General features: G+C 58.6%; 10 protein-coding genes. 7 read left to right on the top strand and 3 right to left on the bottom strand.

What is annotated here, in order from left to right:
* The first annotated feature begins 254 nt into the window (after positions 1-254).
* From FGKAn22_RS12620 to FGKAn22_RS06475, 5 genes are read left to right on the top strand one after another with little or no spacing between them, the layout of a single operon-like run.
* Positions 255-386 (top strand): ESPR domain-containing protein, encoded by a 132-nt coding sequence (locus FGKAn22_RS12620; protein WP_212784819.1) that lies wholly within the window; start codon positions 255-257, stop codon positions 384-386.
* A gap of 11 nt (positions 387-397) precedes the next feature.
* A complete protein-coding gene (locus FGKAn22_RS06490; RefSeq protein WP_212784818.1) occupies positions 398-2,014 on the top strand; it encodes a ShlB/FhaC/HecB family hemolysin secretion/activation protein in 1,617 nt (538 codons plus the stop codon).
* Positions 2,015-2,032: 18 nt separating this feature from the next.
* Complete coding sequence (locus FGKAn22_RS06485; protein WP_212784817.1) at positions 2,033-3,400, top strand: FecR family protein; 1,368 nt, start codon at positions 2,033-2,035, stop codon at positions 3,398-3,400.
* Between the two features lie 25 nt (positions 3,401-3,425).
* Entirely contained in the window at positions 3,426-4,184 is a 759-nt protein-coding gene (locus tag FGKAn22_RS06480; RefSeq protein ID WP_212784816.1) for a SapC family protein, read from the top strand.
* Positions 4,185-4,201: 17 nt separating this feature from the next.
* Entirely contained in the window at positions 4,202-11,671 is a 7,470-nt protein-coding gene (locus FGKAn22_RS06475; protein WP_212784815.1) for a two-partner secretion domain-containing protein, read from the top strand.
* A gap of 80 nt (positions 11,672-11,751) precedes the next feature.
* Here FGKAn22_RS06475 and FGKAn22_RS06470 read toward each other — a convergent pair whose 3' ends face one another.
* The 3 genes from FGKAn22_RS06470 to glgB all read right to left on the bottom strand — a co-directional run bounded on the left by FGKAn22_RS06470 (position 11,752) and on the right by glgB (position 16,863).
* Positions 11,752-12,942, bottom strand: coding sequence for an EAL domain-containing protein (locus FGKAn22_RS06470; RefSeq protein WP_212784814.1), 1,191 nt, complete (start codon positions 12,940-12,942; stop codon positions 11,752-11,754).
* A 90-nt stretch (positions 12,943-13,032) separates the two neighbouring features.
* Positions 13,033-14,676, bottom strand: coding sequence for a glucose-6-phosphate isomerase (gene pgi, locus FGKAn22_RS06465; RefSeq protein ID WP_212784813.1), 1,644 nt, complete (start codon positions 14,674-14,676; stop codon positions 13,033-13,035).
* A gap of 24 nt (positions 14,677-14,700) precedes the next feature.
* Positions 14,701-16,863, bottom strand: coding sequence for a 1,4-alpha-glucan branching protein GlgB (glgB, locus tag FGKAn22_RS06460; protein WP_212784812.1), 2,163 nt, complete (start codon positions 16,861-16,863; stop codon positions 14,701-14,703).
* Between the two features lie 85 nt (positions 16,864-16,948).
* Between glgB and glgC the strand changes: the two genes are divergently transcribed.
* Together glgC and FGKAn22_RS06450 are read left to right on the top strand one after the other, a co-directional pair.
* Positions 16,949-18,274: a glucose-1-phosphate adenylyltransferase gene (gene glgC / locus FGKAn22_RS06455; protein ID WP_212784811.1), complete on the top strand. Its 1,326-nt coding sequence runs from the start codon at positions 16,949-16,951 to the stop codon at positions 18,272-18,274.
* On the top strand, positions 18,271-20,028 hold the full coding sequence (locus FGKAn22_RS06450) for a glycoside hydrolase family 57 protein (RefSeq protein ID WP_212784810.1): 1,758 nt from the start codon (positions 18,271-18,273) through the stop codon (positions 20,026-20,028). Before glgC ends, FGKAn22_RS06450 begins: the two co-directional genes overlap by 4 nt.
* The last annotated feature ends 51 nt before the right edge of the window (positions 20,029-20,079 follow it).

Genomic DNA, 20,079 nt, shown 5'->3' with positions numbered 1-20,079 from the left:
TATTGGCATATAGGCTTTTCTTTCAAAATATGCATAATCTCGGCGTCAGTTAATTCCACCAATGGTTGGTGGGAGGTTCGCTGTGTCTTCGACAGTCCTAGAAAACAGTCCTTTATCCAGTTCGAATTGCGGTGCTCGGTGGCGTTCGACTTTATTTGCATCTTGCCTCCTTGCAAATCGGCAACGTATAAATTCCGTGTCGTCCAGACTGGACTGGTGGCCGCCTGGCAAGGCGTGTTTTCGTGCAGTTCAATATGAACCATATCTATCGACTCGTTTGGGGTTCTCTCCGCAATGCCTGGGTGGTGACGCATGAACACGCCATCACACACGGTAAGGACTCCATCATCCGACGCATGAGGCGTGGCGCGGGCAACTCACATTAATGGATTCGAGGATGGAAAGACTTATACGCCACATCACGTTGGCCGCCTTTTTTGGGGGAGGACTGTTGGTAACGCCGGTGACTTCATATGCGGAAGAAGTTAAATCTGCCGCCAGTGCGGAGAGTGAAGCGGAGCCTGCCGTGCTGCGCTTTGATATCAGCGGTTACACGCTAGAGGGGGCGACATTGCTTTCCCAGGCAGAGATCGATGCTGCAGTGGTGCCATTCGTCGGCAAGGACAAGGATTTCTCCGACGTGCAGCGCGCGCTGGAAGCCGTTGAGGAAGCTTATGCCAAACATGGCTATACCGCGGTGCAAGTATTGTTGCCGGAGCAGGAACTGGAAAAGGGGGCTATACGATTTCACGTGGTAGAGAGCCGCTTCGGCAAAGTGACGGTGAAAGACAATCGCTTCGCCAGCGAAACCAACGTTCTGAATGCAATCCCTTCGGTGCGTAGCGGGGGCGTCCCGCGTTCGAAGCAGATAGCGCGCGAATTGAAACTCGCCAACGAGAACCCGGCGAGGCAGATGAACGTCATTCTGAAGTCCGGCGGAAAGGACGACGAGGTAGATGCCAATGTGATCGTTACCGATGACAAGCCGACTGCGTGGGGCGTGACGCTGGACAACACCGGCTCGCCGGAAACCGGGCGTACGCGCCTCGGCGTTTCTTACCGGCATGCAGATCTGTTCGACAAAGATCACGTGGCCAGTGCGCAATTCCAGATATCTCCCGAACATCCCAATCGCGTTACCGTGATAGGTGGGAGTTATAAGGTTCCTCTTTACCAGTCCGGCGATAGCGTTGAGTTCTTTGGCGGATATTCGAATGTCAACTCGGTGGTAGGTGGGTTATCCAATTTCCAGGGCGGCGGCCTGTTGTTCAGTGCGCGCTATAACCATCCGCTGGACAGAGTAGGCAGCTTCGATCCTCGTTTGTCGTTTGGCTGGGACTGGCGCGATTTCAGTCGCATCCAGCAAACCACCCCGCCTGTCACCGTGCTGTACAACGAGATCGTCGTCATGCCGGTGAGTATCGCTTATTCACTCCAGGGCAAGCTAGCGAAGAGCGATATCGGGGCCAATGCATCGTTCTCCGCCAATCTGCCTGGCATGAATAAAGGGCGCCGTGCGGACTTCGCCAACTACGACCCCTCGGGGGTGTTGTTGCCCAACGCCAATTACCGCGTGGTGCACTACGGCGTGAGCTATGCACAACAGGTCGTGGAGGATTGGCAATTCCGGGCTTCATTGAGCGGGCAGTGGAGCAATGATGTGCTGGTGCTGGGCGAGCAGATGCGACTGGGTGGCAGCGACGGGGTGCGCGGATTCGCCGAAGGCAGCGAAGGCGGCGAGACGGGCGCGCGGTGGAACCTGGAAGGTTATACACCGGATTTCGGCAGGAACGATGTCACCGTACGCGCGCTGGCGTTCTTCGATGCGGGGCAGGTGAAATCGGCCAATGGCGCAAAGTCTTCCATCTCCGGTGCGGGGCTGGGGGTGCGTGCCGGTGTTGCCAGCCGGTATTCGCTGCGGATGGATGCGGCTCGCATCATCAACGCGGGCACGGACCCATTGCAGCGCGTTGGCGATTGGCGTGCGCATATCGGTTTGGCGGCCACCTTTTGACAAGTTGAGATGTAGTTTATGAGCAGATACAGCCTATTGCTTCTGGTGACCTTGTTGAGCCTGGCCTCGCCAAGCCAGGGGCAAGCCGAGGAGGTCGCCGGCAAGGTCGGTTACATGAGCGGAACGCTGGTTGCGCAACGCACAGACGGTACGATCAAAGTGCTGGGCCCCAAATCCGAAGTGTTGGCGGGCGACATGCTGATCACCGCAAAGGACAGCTATGCACAGGTGCTGATGAACGATGGCGCGAAAATGACCTTGCGCCCCCACTCGAATCTGAAGATCGAGTCGTATCAGTTCCGCAAGGAGGAACCCAAAGCGGACAATGCGGTATTCCGTCTGCTGAAAGGCGGGTTCCGCACGATAACCGGCTTGATCGGCAAGCGAGGGGACCCCGATGCCTACAAGCTGCGCGCCGCCTCGGCCACCATCGGCATTCGCGGCACGGATTTCACTTCACGCCTGTGCGCGACCCAAGGGTGTCAGGACGAGAATGGTGCATCAGCCAAGCAGATCGTCAAACCTCCAATCGTGCAATCACCAGTTATCGGTCGCGTAATGCTGATCCAAGGGGCGCTGATTGCCAAAGAAGAAAGCGGCAAGTCGCGCAAGCTGACTCTGGGTGCGCCGGTGTATGAAGGCGACGTGCTCACCACCGGCAAGCAATCCCATGCGGTGGTCGCTTTCCGTGACGAAGGGCGCGTGAGCCTGCAGGAAAACACCGTTTTCCATGTCGAAAAATTCAAATACGACAAGGCTGCCTCGCAGGAGAGTGCCGTCCTGAGGTTGATAAAAGGGGGCGTGCGTGTGGTCTCCGGTTGGATCGGACGTGTCAACCATGACAATTACCAGTTGAAAGTATCCTCGGCCACCATCGGCATTCGCGGCACGAAATATGGCGCTTGGTGTTATGGCCCTTGTGTGACCGGCGCACTGGAAGGCGTCGGTGTGGAGGTCACGGAAGGCGAGGTGGTACTGGTTGCGCCCGGTGGATCGATGGCCGTCGCTGCGGGTATGGCTGCTGCAATCGCCATCGATACGGGCAAGCCGGTGCCTATCGTTAAGGTGCCTGCCGGCGCGTTGGACAACAAAGTCCCGCTTCCGGAAAGTGTGCCTGTGGATATGAAGGAGCAGTTCGGCGCCGAAGCCGGCACGGGAGAGCCTGGGCTGTATGTGACGGTGCATGATGGGCATGTGATCCTTGTCCAAGGCGATAATAAAATTGACTTGGGGCGAGGGGAAACCGGATTCACCAATGAACAAGTGTTGTCGCGACTTACAGCCACTCCGGTATTCATGGGTAATGACAACGCCCAGATAAATTCCGAATCGAGCAACAACAGTCCTAATCCAACAGTCAACCAGACCGGCTGTGTTGTGAAATGAGTTCAGGGCGGAGAATGAATTGACAATGAGTAATTTTGCTTTTTACCGGAAAGTGGTCGCACTGAACTCAGATGTGCATCGCAACCTGAAATTCGCGTCCAACGAAGTGACTTTCACCTTCGCACGTGACACCAACGCGGTGTTGATGGCAGGTGTCGAATTCGCCGAGGCGGCACGTGAATATCCCATCGTATTCATACGGGGGGAAGATCAGAAGATGCGTCCTGTTGCATTGCTTGGGGTCCGCAATGGAGAGAACCTTTTTGTCGATGAAGAGGGCAAGTGGGATGCTCGCTATATCCCGGCGTTCGTGCGCCGTTACCCCTTCGTGATGGCCGAAGGTGGCGCACAAGGTCAGTTGATCGTGTGCATAGATGAAAACTGCCCGGCTCTGAATACAGAGCACGGCGAATTGCTGATCGATAAGGAGGGCCGACTGCAGCCGCGCATGAACGAGATGATGCAGTTCCTGCAAAACTTCCAGCAGGAATTCACCCGCACCGAGCTGCTCATGGGACAGCTCGATGAACTCGGCCTGTTCGTGCAGCAAGGGGCTCGCTTCGATACTCCCGCAGGAGGGACCTTCCAGCTGAATGACTTCTTCCTGATCGACGAAGCAAAATTCGGCCAGATCGCCGATGACAAGCTCCCGCTGCTTTTCCGCAGCGGTGCACTGGGAATGATCTATCTGCATCTGGCTTCGTTGGGCAATATGCGCAAGCTGCTTGATCGACTATCTGCCCGTTCGGCGATCACGCCCGGTCAGAACGCGGCGATTCATTGATGTTGAGGGGATGCGCCATGTCTTTCAGTAAGGCAACGAAACAGGTTCGCTTCAAGCTCAATCCGCTATGCGCTGCGGTACTGTTCGCATGTGCGGCGCAGAGCTCCTACGCCAACCCGCTAGGGCCCTCGGTTGTCAACGGCCAAGCCAACTTTGCCATCACCGGTACCACCCTTACAGTCACCAACACTCCCGGTACCATCATCAACTGGCAAGCCTTCTCGATAGGCGCCAACGAGGTGACCCGCTTCGCCCAGCAAAGCGCGGCCTCCACCGTGCTCAACCGGGTTACTGGCGGCGTCTCGTCCAGCATCCTCGGTACCCTGCAATCCAATGGCCGCGTATTCCTGGTCAATCCCAACGGCATCGTATTCGGCGCGGGAGCGACCATTGACGTGGCTGGACTGGTCGCCACCACGCTTAACCTGAGCAATGCCGACTTCCTCTCGGGGCGCTACCACTTCACCCAGATGCCGGGTGCACAGAACATCAGCAATGCCGGAAATATCACCGCACAGAGCGGCGGACAGATTTACCTCATTGCACCGAACGTCGAAAACACCGGCGTTATCACTGCCCCTAATGGCGATATCCTATTGGCCGCGGGACACGAGGTCGAACTGGTCAACAGCCTGGATCCCAATCTCAGGGTCAACATCATCGCTCCGGCGGGTGATGCCACTAACGTCGGCAAGCTCATGGCCGAGGCTGGCAGCCTTGGACTGTTCGGCACGGTGGTCAGGAACAGCGGCACCGTCAGTGCCGACAGCGCCGTCATGCAGGGCGGCAAGATCGTGTTCAAGGCCAGCCATCGGGCGGAAGTGGGTGGTGCCGTCAGTGCGTCAGGCTCCAGCGGCGGCAGCGTGGATATCGGCGCGGCACACTCGTCCGATCCCAATGCGCCGGGTGTCGTGATACATACCGGCAGCATTACCGCGAATGGCACGACGGGAGCGGGCGGTGCAGTCGGTATGAGAGCGGACAGTATTCTTTCCTCCTCCTCCATCCATGCTGACGGCACCAATGCGGGCGGCAAGATAAGCGTTCAGGCAGCCGGCCGCGCGCTCTCCACTTCGTCAGCGCGATACACGGCGAACAGCAGCCTGGGACAGGGCGGCGATGTTCTTGTTTCCGCCAATGTTTCCAACTATACCTCTGGCTCATACAGCGCGACCGGCGTGACCGGCGGTAACCTCACTATCGCAGGAAGTGAGATCAAGCTGGCGGGTGCCCAGCTCGATGCAAGCGGCACGAACGGCGGCGGCAATATCCACGTCGGTGGGTTGATGCATGGTGGCGCGGGATTCGGGGCTCAAGGCATCTCGCTCGCCAATGCCACCAACGTACTTGCCAACGGCTCGACCAGCTTCAAGGCCGATGCGCAGCAGTCTGGCAACGGTGGAGAAATTGTGCTGTGGTCGGATCAGGCGATGCGTTTCACTGGCAACATCAGCGCGAAAGGTGGCTCAACCAGAGGGAACGGAGGCATGGCAGAGGTCTCCGGACTTGCTTCGCTCGCTTACGGCGGCCTGACAGATCTTTCTGCCACGAATGGCCTGAATGGTACTTTACTGCTGGACCCGCGCAACATCACGATCATGCCGGGGAACGGAGCATTGTCCGCGCTGCCATACCAGGAAATCATCGACCCGGCACCCGGTGCCGGTGAGGGCTTTGGCGGGATGCAGAATCTGGTCTTGGCCAGCGGAAACATCTTGGTCTCTTCTCCGCTGGATAGCTTCACCGCGCTGAATTCAGGCGCGGTGTATCTATATAACCCGGGGGGCACGCTAATTTCCGCGCTGGCAGGTTCGGTGGTCGGCGATAAAGTAGGCGCACTCACTCAAACCGCCTGGGGCATCACATCTGATAACAACGGTGTTACGGCTCTCGCCAATGGCAATGTGATCGTGGGGAGCAATAATTGGAGCGGCACGCGAGGTGCAGTGACTTGGATGAATGGCACAACCGGTGCGCTTTCCGATGGCACCATTGGTGGCGCGGTCTCCGCTGCCAATAGCCTGCTCGGCAGCACGGCCGGGGACAAGGTTGGCGAAAGCGTGATGGAACTGGGTAACAGCAAAGTACTGGTGACCACGCTGACCTGGAACAATGGTGGTGTTGCAGCCAATGCGGGTGCGGTGACCTGGATGGATGGCGCAACGGGTAAACTTTCCGATACCACCACGGGCGGGGCTATCTCCACCACTAATAGCCTGGTTGGTAGCACTGCGGGGGATCAAATCGGGTCGGGTGGCATAGCTCTGGTGACCGACAATTTGAACTATTGGAACTTTGTGATACGAAGCCCGCTGTGGGGTAGTGGCGGTACCGCAGCCAACGCTTTGGGCGCGGTGACCTGGATGAATGGCGTGACGGGCGAACTTTCCAACAGCACTGTTGGTACGCCGGTTTATGGAGGTGTGGTATCCGCTGCAAACAGCTTGGTCGGCTCAACAGCAGGCGACAAGGTGGGGACAATGACCCTCACTTCCAACTATGGCTGGGGCCCAACGACGGGTGAGTACAGCGGGATCGTGGTGCGGAATGGCAACCTGGTTGTCAGCAGTAATAACTGGAACAACGGCGGTGCGGCAGCAGGCGCCGGTGCAGTAACCTGGATGAATGGCGCGACGGGCGCGCTTTCCAATGGCGCACTGGGCGGAGCGGTTTCCAGTGCGAACAGTCTGGTTGGCTCCGCTGCGGGCGACAGGGTCGGTATGGTTACAACCCACCCTTGGAGCGGGTGGACAGCAGATAGAAGAGGGCTTGATTGGCTTCCCAACGGCAACTTCCTTGTGGGCAGCGGAGAGTGGGGCGGCGGCATGGGCGCGGTGACGTGGGTTAATGGAACGCTGGGGATTAGCGGGGTAGTGTCGTCCGCCAACAGCATCGTCGGATCCGCTGCCGGGGATATGGTCGGCGTCGGCTGGAATGATCTTTATACCGCGGACCCCGGCCTGGTGATACTTCCAAACGGCAACTACGTCGTGGTGAGCTCGCGCTGGGGCGGCGGCAAGGGGGCGGTGACATGGGGCAACGGCAGCACCGGAACGTCAGGTGTCGTGACTGGCGCGGCCGCCGCGAGCGCCGGTATCGCCCCTAGCCTTGTGGGGGCAGTCGGGGCGAGTTACGTCGGTGCACAAGGCATCGCGGTGCAAGCCGGCGGCAGCAATTATCTGGTGAAGAGCCCGTGGTTTGATTTCAATACGCTGATTGATAGCGGCGCAGTCACCTGGATGAATGGGGCGACCGGAGCGCTTACCAGCGGTGTTTTCGGCGGCGCGGTTGATGGCACCAACAGCCTGATGGGCGGGTTTGCCTACGACAACGTCGGTGCGGTCACGTTGTTGAACAACGGCAATTTCCTTGCAACTACCCCTGTCTGGTCGGGAGGCAGCCCAAGCACCGGCTTGGGGGCGGTGACCTGGATCAGCGGCGCCACCGGCAAGCTGGCCGATCTCTCGAATGGCGGAGCGATTTCCAATATCAATAGCCTGGTCGGTTCGACAGGCGGCGACATGTCCGGCAATGGCATCATCCAGCTCGCCAATGGCAACATTCTGGTGAGGAACCCGAATTGGGATAACGGAGCCAATGTGAATGTCGGTGCACTGACCTGGATGAAGGGGGCGACGGGTGAGCTTTCCAACAGCACAGTCGGGGTGCCGGTTTATGGCGGTGTGATAGGCACGGCGAATAGCCTGGTGGGCGCTTATGGCGGGGTGTGGAACGGTATTTCCTATGCTGGTAGCGAACACGTGGGCAATACCGTTACCACACTCTCCACGGGCAATGTCCTGGTGCAGACCCCTACGTGGCATAACCCGACTACCAATGCAGACTACGCCGGGGCCGTGACCTGGGTGAATGGCGCCACGGGCAAGCTGGTGGATGGAAGTGCCGGCGGAACGATCTCTGCCTTGAACAGCCTGGTCGGTGATGTGGCGAACAGCTCTGTAGGCTTCTACGCCATTACTCAACTGGGCAATGGCAAGGTCGTGATCGCCAGCCCGTCCTGGAGTAACGGGGCGGCAACCGGTGCGGGCGCGGTCACGTGGATGAATGGCGCAACGGGTGCACTGTCGGATGGCAGTTTTTCCGGTTCGATCACCTCGGCCAACAGCTTGATCGGCGCGACAGCGAACGATAGCGTAGGTATGGGCGTGACTTTGGCCAGCGATGGCACGACCTTCTGGAATTACGTGGTGCACAGCAACTGGAACGGTGTCGGTGCGTTGACCTGGATGGATGGCGCAACCGGCAAGACATCCGATACCTTGGGTATTTCGGCGGCCAATAGCCTGGTGGGTTCGGCTGCAGGTGATGCTGTCGGCAACAGCTGGATGCAGCAACTGGGTAACGGCATGGTGCTATTCACCGATACGTCCTGGGGAAGCAACAAGGGGGCCGTTACCTGGATGAACCCGGCAAACGGCTTGTTGGCGAATGGAACGGCTGGAGGCATTGTCTCGGCAACGAACAGCCTGGTCGGCAGTACGTCGATGGATTCCGTCGGATCTGGCGGAATCACCGAGATCACCGATGGGGCGACGTTCTGGAACTACGCGGTGTCCAGTCCCAATTGGGCAAATGGAGCCGTCACCGGTGCGGGGGCGGTGACGCTTGGAAATGGGGTGACCGGAACAGCAGGCACAGTATCCGCCAGCAACAGCCTGGTGGGTAGTGCAACGAGCGATAGCGTCGGCTCGGGCGGCATCACTCTGGTCAGCAATGGCATTTCGTTCTGGAACTATATAGTGAGCAGCCCCGCGTGGGGCGGTGCCGGGGGGGCCGGAAAGGGCGCGGTGACCTGGGTGAATGGCCAGACGGGGAGGTTATCCAATGGGGCGTTGGGCGGTACGGTAGATTCCACCAACAGTCTGCTGGGTTCCGTTGCGGGAGATTGGGTCGGCGTCGCTCCGGCCCCTTCGTGGTCTTCAGCGCTTACCGGTGTTAATGCCTTCGGCAATGGCAATGTGCTGATCCGCAGCGAGCAATGGGGCGGAGGGATCAGCGCGTTCAGCTGGATGAATGGCGCAACCGGTGCCTTAGCCGGTGGAGCAACGGGCGGCGTGGTGTCAGCCACCAACAGCCTGCTGGGAAGCACCGTGGGTGACAATCTAGGCAACGGTGTTGTAGGTCTCACCCAGTTGCAGGTGAATGGCAACTGGGTGATCACCAGCCCTGATTGGGGGAGCGCCGGCGGATGGAATGGCGGAAAAGGTGCCGCCACCTGGATGAACAGTGCGACCGGCCAGCTGGCAGATGGCTCATTTGGTGGAGTAGTTTCCGCAACCAACAGCCTGGTTGGCAGTGTCGCAGGGGATGTCGTCGGTGGGGACTGGGCGTGCGATTGCGCCTACTCCGGCGGGATCACCGCGCTTTCCGATGGCCATTATGTAGTGCACAGCCTCAACTTCGGTGCCGTCAGCTGGGGTAATGGCACGACGGGTCTGGTAGGCCTGGTGACCGCCAGAAATAGCGTATTCGGCACGTTCGGCAATGTCTCGGAGTTGACAAGCCAGCCGGGCAAGGTCTTGCTTGGCAGCAAGACGGCCAATGGCGGCGCGGGCGGAGTGTATCTGTTCGGTACCCCGGCGGCGGTTGGCCCTTTGTTTGGGAACAGCCCGGGCGTGGATGCGACCATAGGCGCCGGCTGGATCGCCGGCACGCTGAATCTGGGCACCAACGTGGTGTTGCAGGCCAATAACGACATCACTCAGGAAGTCGGGGCGGGCATCACCGCAACAGGTTCGGGCAACCTTACCTTGCAAGCCGGACGCAGCGTCATGTTGAACGATGCGATCGACATTGCGGGCGCGCTCAACATCACTGCGAACGATGCCGGCGCAGTTGCGGCAAATCGCACCGCAGGCAATGCAGTCATCGATACGACGCTGGCGACGATCACGGCGGGCCTGATCAACCTCGCCAACTCCGGCGGCGACATTCTGGCTGGAACGCTGGCTGCCGCTACCGGGGGCATCAATCTGAACGCATCCGGAAATGTCGTGCTGAATGGCGCTTTGGTAGCCGCCAGCGGAAATAACATCGTGCTTGCCGCCTCCGGTAATTTTGACAACAGGGCAGGAACAGGTGCCCTTGGCGTATCGGGCGGCGGCCGCTGGCTGGTCTATTCGACAGCCCCTGCTCTCGATGTCCGCGGCGGTCTCGTTTACGACTTCAAGCAATACAATACGACTTATGGCGGAACAGTTCTAGGCAGCGGAAACGGATTCGTTTACTCGCTGGCCCCTGTGATTAACGTGACACTGGGCGGCAACGTCAGCAAGGTCTATGACGGATTGCTCGGCGCTGCTCTGTCTGCTGCAAACTTCACCGCGGCGAACGCTGTGGATGGGGACACCATCACGTTGAATGGCGTCGGCAGCTACGACACCAGGAATGTCGGCAATGCCAAAGCGGTGAATGTGAGCAGCGTGGCAATCGCCGGTGCATCCAATGGATTTGCCCCAGTGTATGGCTATCAACTCGGTGCGGTCACCGGTACGGCACTGGGCACCATCACGCCGGCGACAATAAGTGCCGTAACCGGCATCACTGCCGCCAACAAAGTGTATGACGGCACCGCAGGCGCCACTCTTAATACCGCAGCGGCAGGGTTCACCGGCATGATCGCAGGCGATCTCTTGAGCGTTACTGGAGCCACAGGCGCGTTCATCGATAAGAACGCCGCCATCAGCAAGACAGTCACCATCAGTGGTATAGCTTTGGCGGGTATCGATGCCGGCAACTACACCTTGGGCAGCACCTCTGCGAGCACCGTTGCCGACATTACTCCAGCTTCCTTGACCGTCACCGCGAATGTACTGAACAAAACCTATGGCGCAGCCGACCCGGCATTGGGTTACGTCGCCACCGGGGTGATCGGTACCGACACGCTTACCGGCGCACAAACGCGCGCGGCAGGGGAGAACGTCGGCACTTACGCCATCAGTCAGGGCACGCTGACCAATCCTAACTACACCATCGCCTACACCGGCAGCAGCCTAGGCATCACCCCGGCCGCATTGACTGTTTCGGCGAATGCGACAGGCAAGTTGGAGGGGGGCGTTGATCCACTGCTGACCTACATGGTGGCCGGATTGAAATTCACCGACACTGCCGCGACTACGCTGAGCGGCGCTCTGAGCCGTGTGGCGGGAGAAACTGCCGGAACGTATCCGATAAGCCAAGGCACCTTGGCTTTGCTCAGCACCAATTACACCATGAGCTATGTGCCGGCGAACTTCACCATCACTGCACCGGTTTTGGCAACGCCCACCGTCATTAACTCCTTAACGAGTACTGTGTCGGTTATTCCCGCCCCCCAGATGTTCGCTGGGGTCATTGCTACCGCGACAGTTGCTGCCGCTGATACTGCAACTGGCAATGAGCAGAAGCAGGAAGCACTGCAGACCATCGAAGCGGCAAATTCGGCAGCACAACCTCAGGCACCGAAACCTCTGCCGGTTTGCCAGTAAAAACAATTCAGCTGCTCAGCCGCGGTTTTCAGCTCATGCCATCGGGGACGGGGGAGTGGTGCGGCGAGACTGGAAAGGTGTTAAACCCCGCAAAGTAAAACCAGGTCTTGCAGCGCAACAGGCTTGCCAAAGTGCCAGCCCTGTCCAAACTCGCATCCCATGTTCGATAGCGCATCCCGCACCGCCCGTGTTTCAATCCCTTCGGCGACTACGTTCATGCCCAGAGAATGCGCTAGGGCTATCGAGGAGCGCACGATTTCCTGGCTTTGCTCCGATTCCAGCATTCGCGAGATGAACGCCCGATCAATCTTCAAGGTGCCAATCGGGTAACGTTGCAGGTGATCCAGTCCGGAATAACCGGTGCCATAGTCATCCAGAGCAAGGTTGCTGCCCAATTCGACGAGACTGCTCAGGATCTCTTGTGCGACTTCCGGATGCTCGATCATCACTGTTTCCGTGAGCTCCAGCTTTAATTGTGTCGTTGGCATGCCATAACGTGCGATGACGGCCTTGACATCATTGACCAGCGTTTTGCTGGTCAATTGTGTCGCGGACAGGTTGACACTGATGAAGGGCGTTTCATGGTTTGTAAGTTGCCGGAGGTTGGGCCAGTCACGACAAGCGCGCTCAAGGGTCCACAGGCCAAGCTCACGTATCAGGCCGGTCTGTTCGGCCAACCAGAGAAAGTCCATGGGCGGAACCAGGCCATCCGTCGGATGGCGCCAGCGGACCAATGCCTCGAAGCCGGCTACGCAACCATCGGATATGTTGCAGATCGGTTGATAATGGAGCTCGAATTCGTCATTTTTCAATGCTCGTGTGATGCCATGAGCGAGTGACAATTTTTGTGTGGCTTCTCCCTTTAATGCCTTGCGCTGATGAGCCTGATGATCTGTTAACGGAGACTTGTCTTCATGCATCGTTCGATGGCTTTGATTGCTCCGGTAACGATCCAGAATGACCAGAAGAAGATGGCGCAAAATCGGATCGCTCTTTTCAAGCAGGCCTTCCACCAATTTTCGCTGGATCGGGATGAGTATGGTTCTTTCGACAGCCAAGGCTGTTGCTGTACGTGGCTGGTGGTCGATCAGGGCGATCTCGCCGAACATCTCCCCCTTGCGCAGTAGACCCAGCCGTTGTTCTGGCCCATGACTCACTCCAACGATCTCTACAGCACCTTCTTCGATGAGGTAGGCGCAATCACCGGCATCGCCGGTGTTAAAGATGCGTTGCCCACTGGTAAAAATCTCTCGATCAAGCTCATCAAACATACAGTTTCCCCCTGACTCGATATAGTTTGAATTACCTTTCCAGCAATGCGGTCATTCTAGCATTAGAGGTGAAAGCGATTTACACCATCGTTAGCGGCAGCGTTCGTGATAGTGTTGAATCAATCCGCGAGTCGAAGCGTCATGTCGTGAGGCCAAACTACCGTCGCGCAACTCCGGCAGAATCTTGCCCGCCAGTTGCTTGCCCAGTTCCACGCCCCATTGGTCGAAGGGGTTGATGTTCCACAGCACGCTTTGTACGAACACCTTGTGCTCGTACAAAGCGATCAGCATGCCCAGCGTGTGCGGGTCGAGCCGGTCGAACAGCAGGGTGTTGGTCGGCTTATTCCCGGGGAATACCTTGTGCTGCAACAGTGCTTCCAGCGCCTCGCCGCGTAGTCCTTGCGCTTCGAGCTCTACGCGCGCCTCTTCGACAGTCTTGCCAAGCATCAACGCTTCGGTCTGCGCAAAGCAGTTGGCCAGCAACAGTGAATGGTGTTCGCCCAGCGGATTGTGGCTATGGAGTGGCGCAATAAAATCCGCCGGGATCATTCGCGTACCCTGGTGGATGAGCTGGAAGAAGGCATGCTGGCCGTTGGTGCCGAGCTCGCCCCAGATCACCATGCCGGTGTCGTAATCCACAGGGGTGCCGTCGCGATCCACGCGTTTGCCGTTGCTCTCCATATCCAGTTGTTGCAAGTAAGCTGGAAAACGGTGCAGGTACTGGTCGTAGGGGAAGAGGGCGTGGGAACCGGCGCCGAAGAAGTTGCCGTACCAGATGCCGAGCAGCCCCATCAAGGCCGGGATGTTCTGCTCCAGTGGTGCGTTGCGGAAGTGTTCGTCCATCGCATGGGCGCCGCCCAGCAGCTCCTCGAAATTGTCCATGCCGATGTATAGCGCGATGGGCAGGCCGATGGCCGACCACAGCGAATAGCGCCCGCCGACCCAGTCCCAGAATTCGAACACGTTGCGAGGGTCGATGCCGAATTTTGCGGTGGCATCGAGATTGGTGGAGATAGCTGCGAAGTGTCGCGCGACGGCCTGTTCGTCACCCAGCCGTTCGACCAGCCAGACGCGTGCCGAACGTGCGTTGGTCAGCGTTTCCTGTGTGGTGAAACTCTTGGAGCTGACGATGAACAGCGTGGACTCGGCGTCCAGTTTCTTCAGTGTTTCGGTGAGTTGGGTACTGTCGATGTTGGAGACGAAATGTGCGCGTAGATTTGGGCTGCCGTAGGGTTTGAGCGCCTCGCACGCCATCAGCGGGCCGAGGTCGGAGCCACCGATGCCGATGTTGACGATGTCGGTGATCTGTTTTCCTGTATGGCCGCGGTGTGTTCCGTTGCGCACCGCGTCGGAGAAGCTGCGCATCAGCCCCAGCACCCGGTGCACATCGGGCATGACATCCTTGCCGTCCACCAGGACGGGGATACCTTGGGGCGTGCGTAGTGCGGTATGCAGCGCGGCGCGCCGTTCGGTGGAGTTGACCTTGTCGCCGCTGAACAGGCGTTCTATCCAGCCGGGCAGTCCAGCCTGTGAGGCAAGCGCCAAGAGCAGCTTGACCGTTTCAGCATTGATTCTGTTCTTGGAATAATCGAACAGTAGGCCGTTGAGCTGGACCGAAAATTTATCGAAACGTGCCGGATCGTCGCGGAACATCTGCCGCATGTGGAGGGGCTCGATGACTTTTTGATGTGCCTTGAGTGCCTGCCAGGCAGGGGATTCGATCAGTCTGGACATGATATTCGACTCGATTGGTTAGTCTTAAGCCGCGGGCACAAGCACGACAGCTGCCAACGGCGGCAGCGCAATCTCGGCGGAGCAGGGGAGTCCCATCCACGGAATAGCCTCTGCCTGGATCAAACCCGCATTGCCCATGTTGCTGCCGGTATAGTGCTGAGAATCGCTGTTCAGCACTTCGCGGTACTGAGCCTGCTTAGGCAGACCGATACGGTAACGGGCTCGCGGCACAGGCGTCAGGTTCAGTGCGACGACGGCGCAGGAGCCGTCGCGGGCGCGACGCTGGTAGGACAATACCGATTGTTCCGCGTCATTGCAATCGATCCAGCTGAAACCTTCGTGCTGGAAGTCAAGGTCATACAAGGCAGGCGTGCTGCGATAAAGCTGGTTGAGGTCGTAGCACAGGTTCTGCACGCCGCGGTGATAGTCCTGCCCCAGTTGCCACCATTCCAGTTCCCAGGCGGACTGCCATTCACGTCCCTGCGCGATCTCGTTGCCCATGAAATTCAGCTTCTTGCCCGGGCTGGTCATCTGGTAGGCGAGCAGCAGGCGCAGGTTGGCGAACTTCTGCCAGGCATCGCCAGGCATCTTCGACAGCAGCGAGCCCTTGCCGTGCACCACTTCGTCGTGCGAGAACGGCAGCACGAAGTTCTCGGTGTAGGCGTAGAGCTGGCCGAAGGTGAGCTGGTTATGGTGGTAGCGGCGGTGTACCGGATCGTTCTGGAAGTAGCTCAGCGTGTCGTTCATCCAGCCCATGTTCCACTTGATCGAGAAGCCCAGTCCGCCGAGATAGGTTGGGCGCGACACTGCGGGCCAGGCGGTGGACTCTTCGGCAAAAGTCAGCGCGCCGGGGAATTCCTCATGCACCATGATGTTCATCTCGCGCAGGAAATCCACCGCTTCGAGGTTCTCTCTCCCGCCATATTTGTTCGGGATCCATTCGCCTTCTTTTCGCGAATAGTCCAGGTACAGCATGGAGGCGACAGCGTCCACGCGCAGGCCGTCGAAGTGGAACTCGGCCAGCCAGTAATGCGCGCTGGACATCAGGAAGCTTTTCACCTCGTTGCGACCGTAATTGAAGATGTGCGTGCCCCAGTCCTGGTGAAAGCCGAGGCGCGGGTCTGCGTGCTCAAACAGTGCCGTGCCGTCGAAGCGCGCAAGTGCCCAGCTGTCCTGAGGGAAGTGCGCCGGCACCCAGTCGAGGATCACACCGATGCCGGCCCGGTGGCAAGTATCGACGAAGTGGCGCAGTTCATCCGGCGAACCGAAGCGGCTGGTCGGCGCGAAATAGCCTGTGGCCTGGTAGCCCCAGGATTCGTCCAGCGGGTGCTCGGAGATCGGCAGCAGTTCGATGTGGGTGTAGCCCATGCCCTTGACGTAAGGCACGAGGTCGGCGGCCAGCTCACTGTAGGTGTAGAAGCGGCCGTCGGGATGGCGCTTCCATGAACCGGCGTGGATTTCGTAAATATTGATCGCGCCGTGCAGCCAGTCCCATTGCGCGCGACGTTCCATCCATTCGCCATCCTGCCAGCGGTGCTGGTTGAACGGTGCGGCGAGGGCAGCCGTGCCGGGGCGCAACTCGTAGCCCTGCGCATAGGGGTCGGTCTTGGTCAGGACGTGGCCGCTATCGCGGTTGCGGATCTCATAGCGGTACAGCGCATGCTGCTTGATCTCGGGGATGAACAGCTCCCACACGCCGCTGGAACCGAGCGAACGCATCGGATGAACGCGGCCATCCCATTGGTTGAATTCGCCCACCACGCTGACGCGTTCAGCATTCGGCGCCCAGACGGCGAAGCGGATGCCTTGCACGCCGTTGATCTCCACGGCATGCGAGCCGAGCATGCGGTAGCCCTGACGCAACTTGCCTTCACTGAACAAGTAGAGGTCTTGCGGGGAGAGGTGCGGCGGAAACTGGTAGGGGTCGAAGATCTCGTGGGTGGCATTGCCGTAGTTCATGCGCAGCCGGTAGGGGCGGGCGGGTTCTTCTTTGCTGCGCCACTCGAATACACCGGATGGATGAACGGGCTGGAGTGGCATGACATTGTCATGATTCAGCAACTCGACGGAGGTAGCATTCGGATCATATGTCCGGATGATCCAGTCGGCACCATCGCGGTGCAACCCCAATAACCCGAACGGGTCGTACAGACGGACTTGAAGCAGCGATTCTATAAGTGTATTCACCTACCACCCTCTTTTATTCTTGTCTGACGAAACGATTGTAAACGATAATGAAAACACTGGACTTGCATAAGTAGGGGAACTGCGTATGAATGCCGAACTGAATTACGTGCAGAGAAAGTATCATCCCGCTATCGGGGACACTGCGCCGCGTTTTATCAGCCGCATCACCAAGAATACCTACGCCATGGTGCTGGCAGGCGGTCGCGGCAGCCGCCTGCACCAGCTCACCGATTGGCGCGCCAAACCTGCAGTTCCCTTCGGCGGCAAGTTCCGCATCATCGATTTCGTCCTCTCCAATTGCGTCAACTCCGGTATCCGCCGCATCGGGGTCGCGACGCAATACAAGTCGCACAGCCTGATACGTCACATTCAGCGCGGCTGGTCTTTTCTGAACGGACAGTTCGGCGAATCCGTTGACATCTTGCCTGCGCAGCAGCGCGTCGACGAAGAACACTGGTATCAGGGCACTGCCGATGCGGTGTATCAGAATATCGACATTCTGCGCGAAGCCGATCCCGATTTCGTCTTGATACTTGCCGGTGATCACATCTACAAGATGGACTACGGCAAGCTGCTGGCTTCACACGTGGAAAAAAAGGCCGACATGACGGTAGCCTGCCTGGAAGTGCCGATCGCCGATGCGACGGCTTTCGGCGTGATGGGAGTGGACGAACACGCGCGCGTGGTGAAATTCGACGAGAAGCCAGCCAAGCCCGCATCCATGCCCGGCAAGCCGGACAAGTCGCTGGCCAGCATGGGTATCTATGTGTTCAACACCCGCTTCCTCTTCGAACAACTGATCCGTGATGCAGACGATCCCAATTCCAGCCATGACTTCGGCAAGGATATGATCCCATACCTAGTGAACAAGCACCGAGTGTTCGCCCAAAGTTTCGATCACAGTTGCGTGGGCATGGGCGACGACAAGATCCCCTACTGGCGAGATGTCGGAACCATCGATTCCTATTGGGCGGCCAACATGGAGCTGACCAGAGTGATCCCCGATCTGAATATGTACGATCAGGAGTGGCCGATCTGGACGCACCAGGAGCAATTGCCCCCGGCGAAATTCGTGTTCGACGAAGATGAACGGCGAGGTACTGCAATCGATTCCCTGATTTCCGGCGGCTGTATCGTGAGCGGCTCCGTCGTGAGACGTTCGGTACTGTTTTCCAACGTGCGCGTGAACAGTTACTGCAATATCGAGGATTCGGTGATACTGCCCAATGTGGAAGTAGGGCGGCATGTCACGTTGAAACGAGTCATCGTGGATAAGTGTTGCCGCATTCCGGAAGGGCTGGAAGTCGGCATCGATCCGGAAAAAGACCGCAAGCGCTTCCACGTCAGCCCGAATGGCATCACGTTGATCACTCCCGAGATGTTGGGGCATAAGGTTCACAGCATCCGATGACGCCATTTCCTCCGCCGTCGGGTGGCGTCCCTTCTGCTGCGCAAAAGAAAAACGTCGACCTGGTCCTTCTCTGGCATATGCACCAGCCGGACTACCGCGACTATTCCACCGGCGATTTCCTGCTGCCATGGACCTACCTGCACGCCATCAAGGACTACACCGACATGGCCTATCACCTGGAGCGCCATCCCAAGGTACATGCCGTGGTGAATTTCGTGCCGGTGTTGCTCGACCAACTGGAAGACTATGCGGACCAGTTCGCCACGGGCAAGTTGCGCGACCCGTTGCTGCGCCTGCTGGCGCACGAGAACACCGATGCGTTCTCTGCCGAAGAGCGGCAACATGTGCTTGATGCCTGCTTCCGCAGCAACCATACCAAGATGATCTCGCCCTATCCGGCATACAAGCGGCTGTGGGAGCTGTTCAACCGATTGCAGGCCGATGGGGAACCCGCCTTGTCTTATCTATCGGGCCAATTCATGGCGGACTTGCTGACCTGGTATCACTTGGCGTGGTGCGGCGAAAGCGTACGCCGCGAAAACGATCTCGTGGTGCAACTGATGAGCAAGGCGGAATGCTTCAGCATCGAGGATCGCCGGAATCTGTTCTCGCTGATAGGCGAGTTGATCGGTGGCATCATCCCGCGCTACCGCAAGCTGGCGGAGTCCGGGCAGATCGAGATTTCGGCGACCCCGCACTATCATCCGCTGGCACCGCTGCTGATCAATTTCGCCAGTGCCAAAGAAGCCATGCCGAATGCGCCATTGCCGCAATCCCCGTGTTATCCGGGTGGCAGAGGACGCGTTGCGGCGCATGTCACCAGGGCAAAACAGAGTCATGCAGCAAGGTTCGGCAATGAGCCAGAAGGCATGTGGCCGGCCGAAGGCTCGATCTCGACCGCCACGCTGGACGTGTTGGCGGGTGAAGGGTGCCGTTGGGCGGCCAGCGGGGAGGGGGTGTTGGCGAACAGCCTGCACCAGCATCGGCAAAGCGTTTCCGATCGCGGGCAATACTTGTACCGCCCCTACCAGATGGAAAGCGGGGCTGAGGGTTTGACCTGTTTTTTTCGCGATGACCGCCTGTCCGACCTCATCGGTTTCGAATATTCGCGCTGGCATGGCAAGGATGCGGCGCGCAATTTCATCGAACAGATCGAGGGAATCGCCAGGCATGCGCCGGAAAGGGAAACGCCCATCGTCAGCGTCATCCTGGATGGCGAAAATGCCTGGGAATACTACCCATACAACGGTTTTTATTTCCTCGATGATCTGTATACCGAACTTGAATCGCACCAATACATACACACCAGCACCTACAGCGATTACCTGAAACAGAGTCCGGCTCGCCCGGATAGCGCGCAGATGGGTAGACTGCCGGGCATCGTGGCTGGCAGCTGGGTGTACGGCGATTTCTCGACCTGGATCGGTTCCAAGGACAAGAATCGCGCTTGGGATCTACTGTGCGTGGCTAAGCAAAGTTACGACATGGTGATGGCCAGCGGGCGACTCGACCCGGTCGAACAGGCGGCAGCCGAGAAGCAGCTGTGTTCCTGCGAAAGCTCCGACTGGTTCTGGTGGTTCGGCGACTACAACCCATCGCACGCGGTAGCCAGTTTCGACCGTCTGTTCCGCCACAACCTGACCGAACTGTACCGTCTGTTGAAACTGCCCCCGCCACAGAATCTGGCGGAGCCGATCAGCCAGGGGAGCGGCACACCCGAAGCGGGCGGGGCAATGCGCCGGTCATCCGAATAGACTTTTCCGCCCGCGAAAACGGGTTCGTCCAGCCATGATAATACCTCGACC

This window comes from Ferrigenium kumadai (assembly GCF_018324385.1).
Classification (GTDB): domain Bacteria; phylum Pseudomonadota; class Gammaproteobacteria; order Burkholderiales; family Gallionellaceae; genus Gallionella; species Gallionella kumadai.
This window is presented reverse-complemented; position numbering and strand designations above follow the sequence as displayed.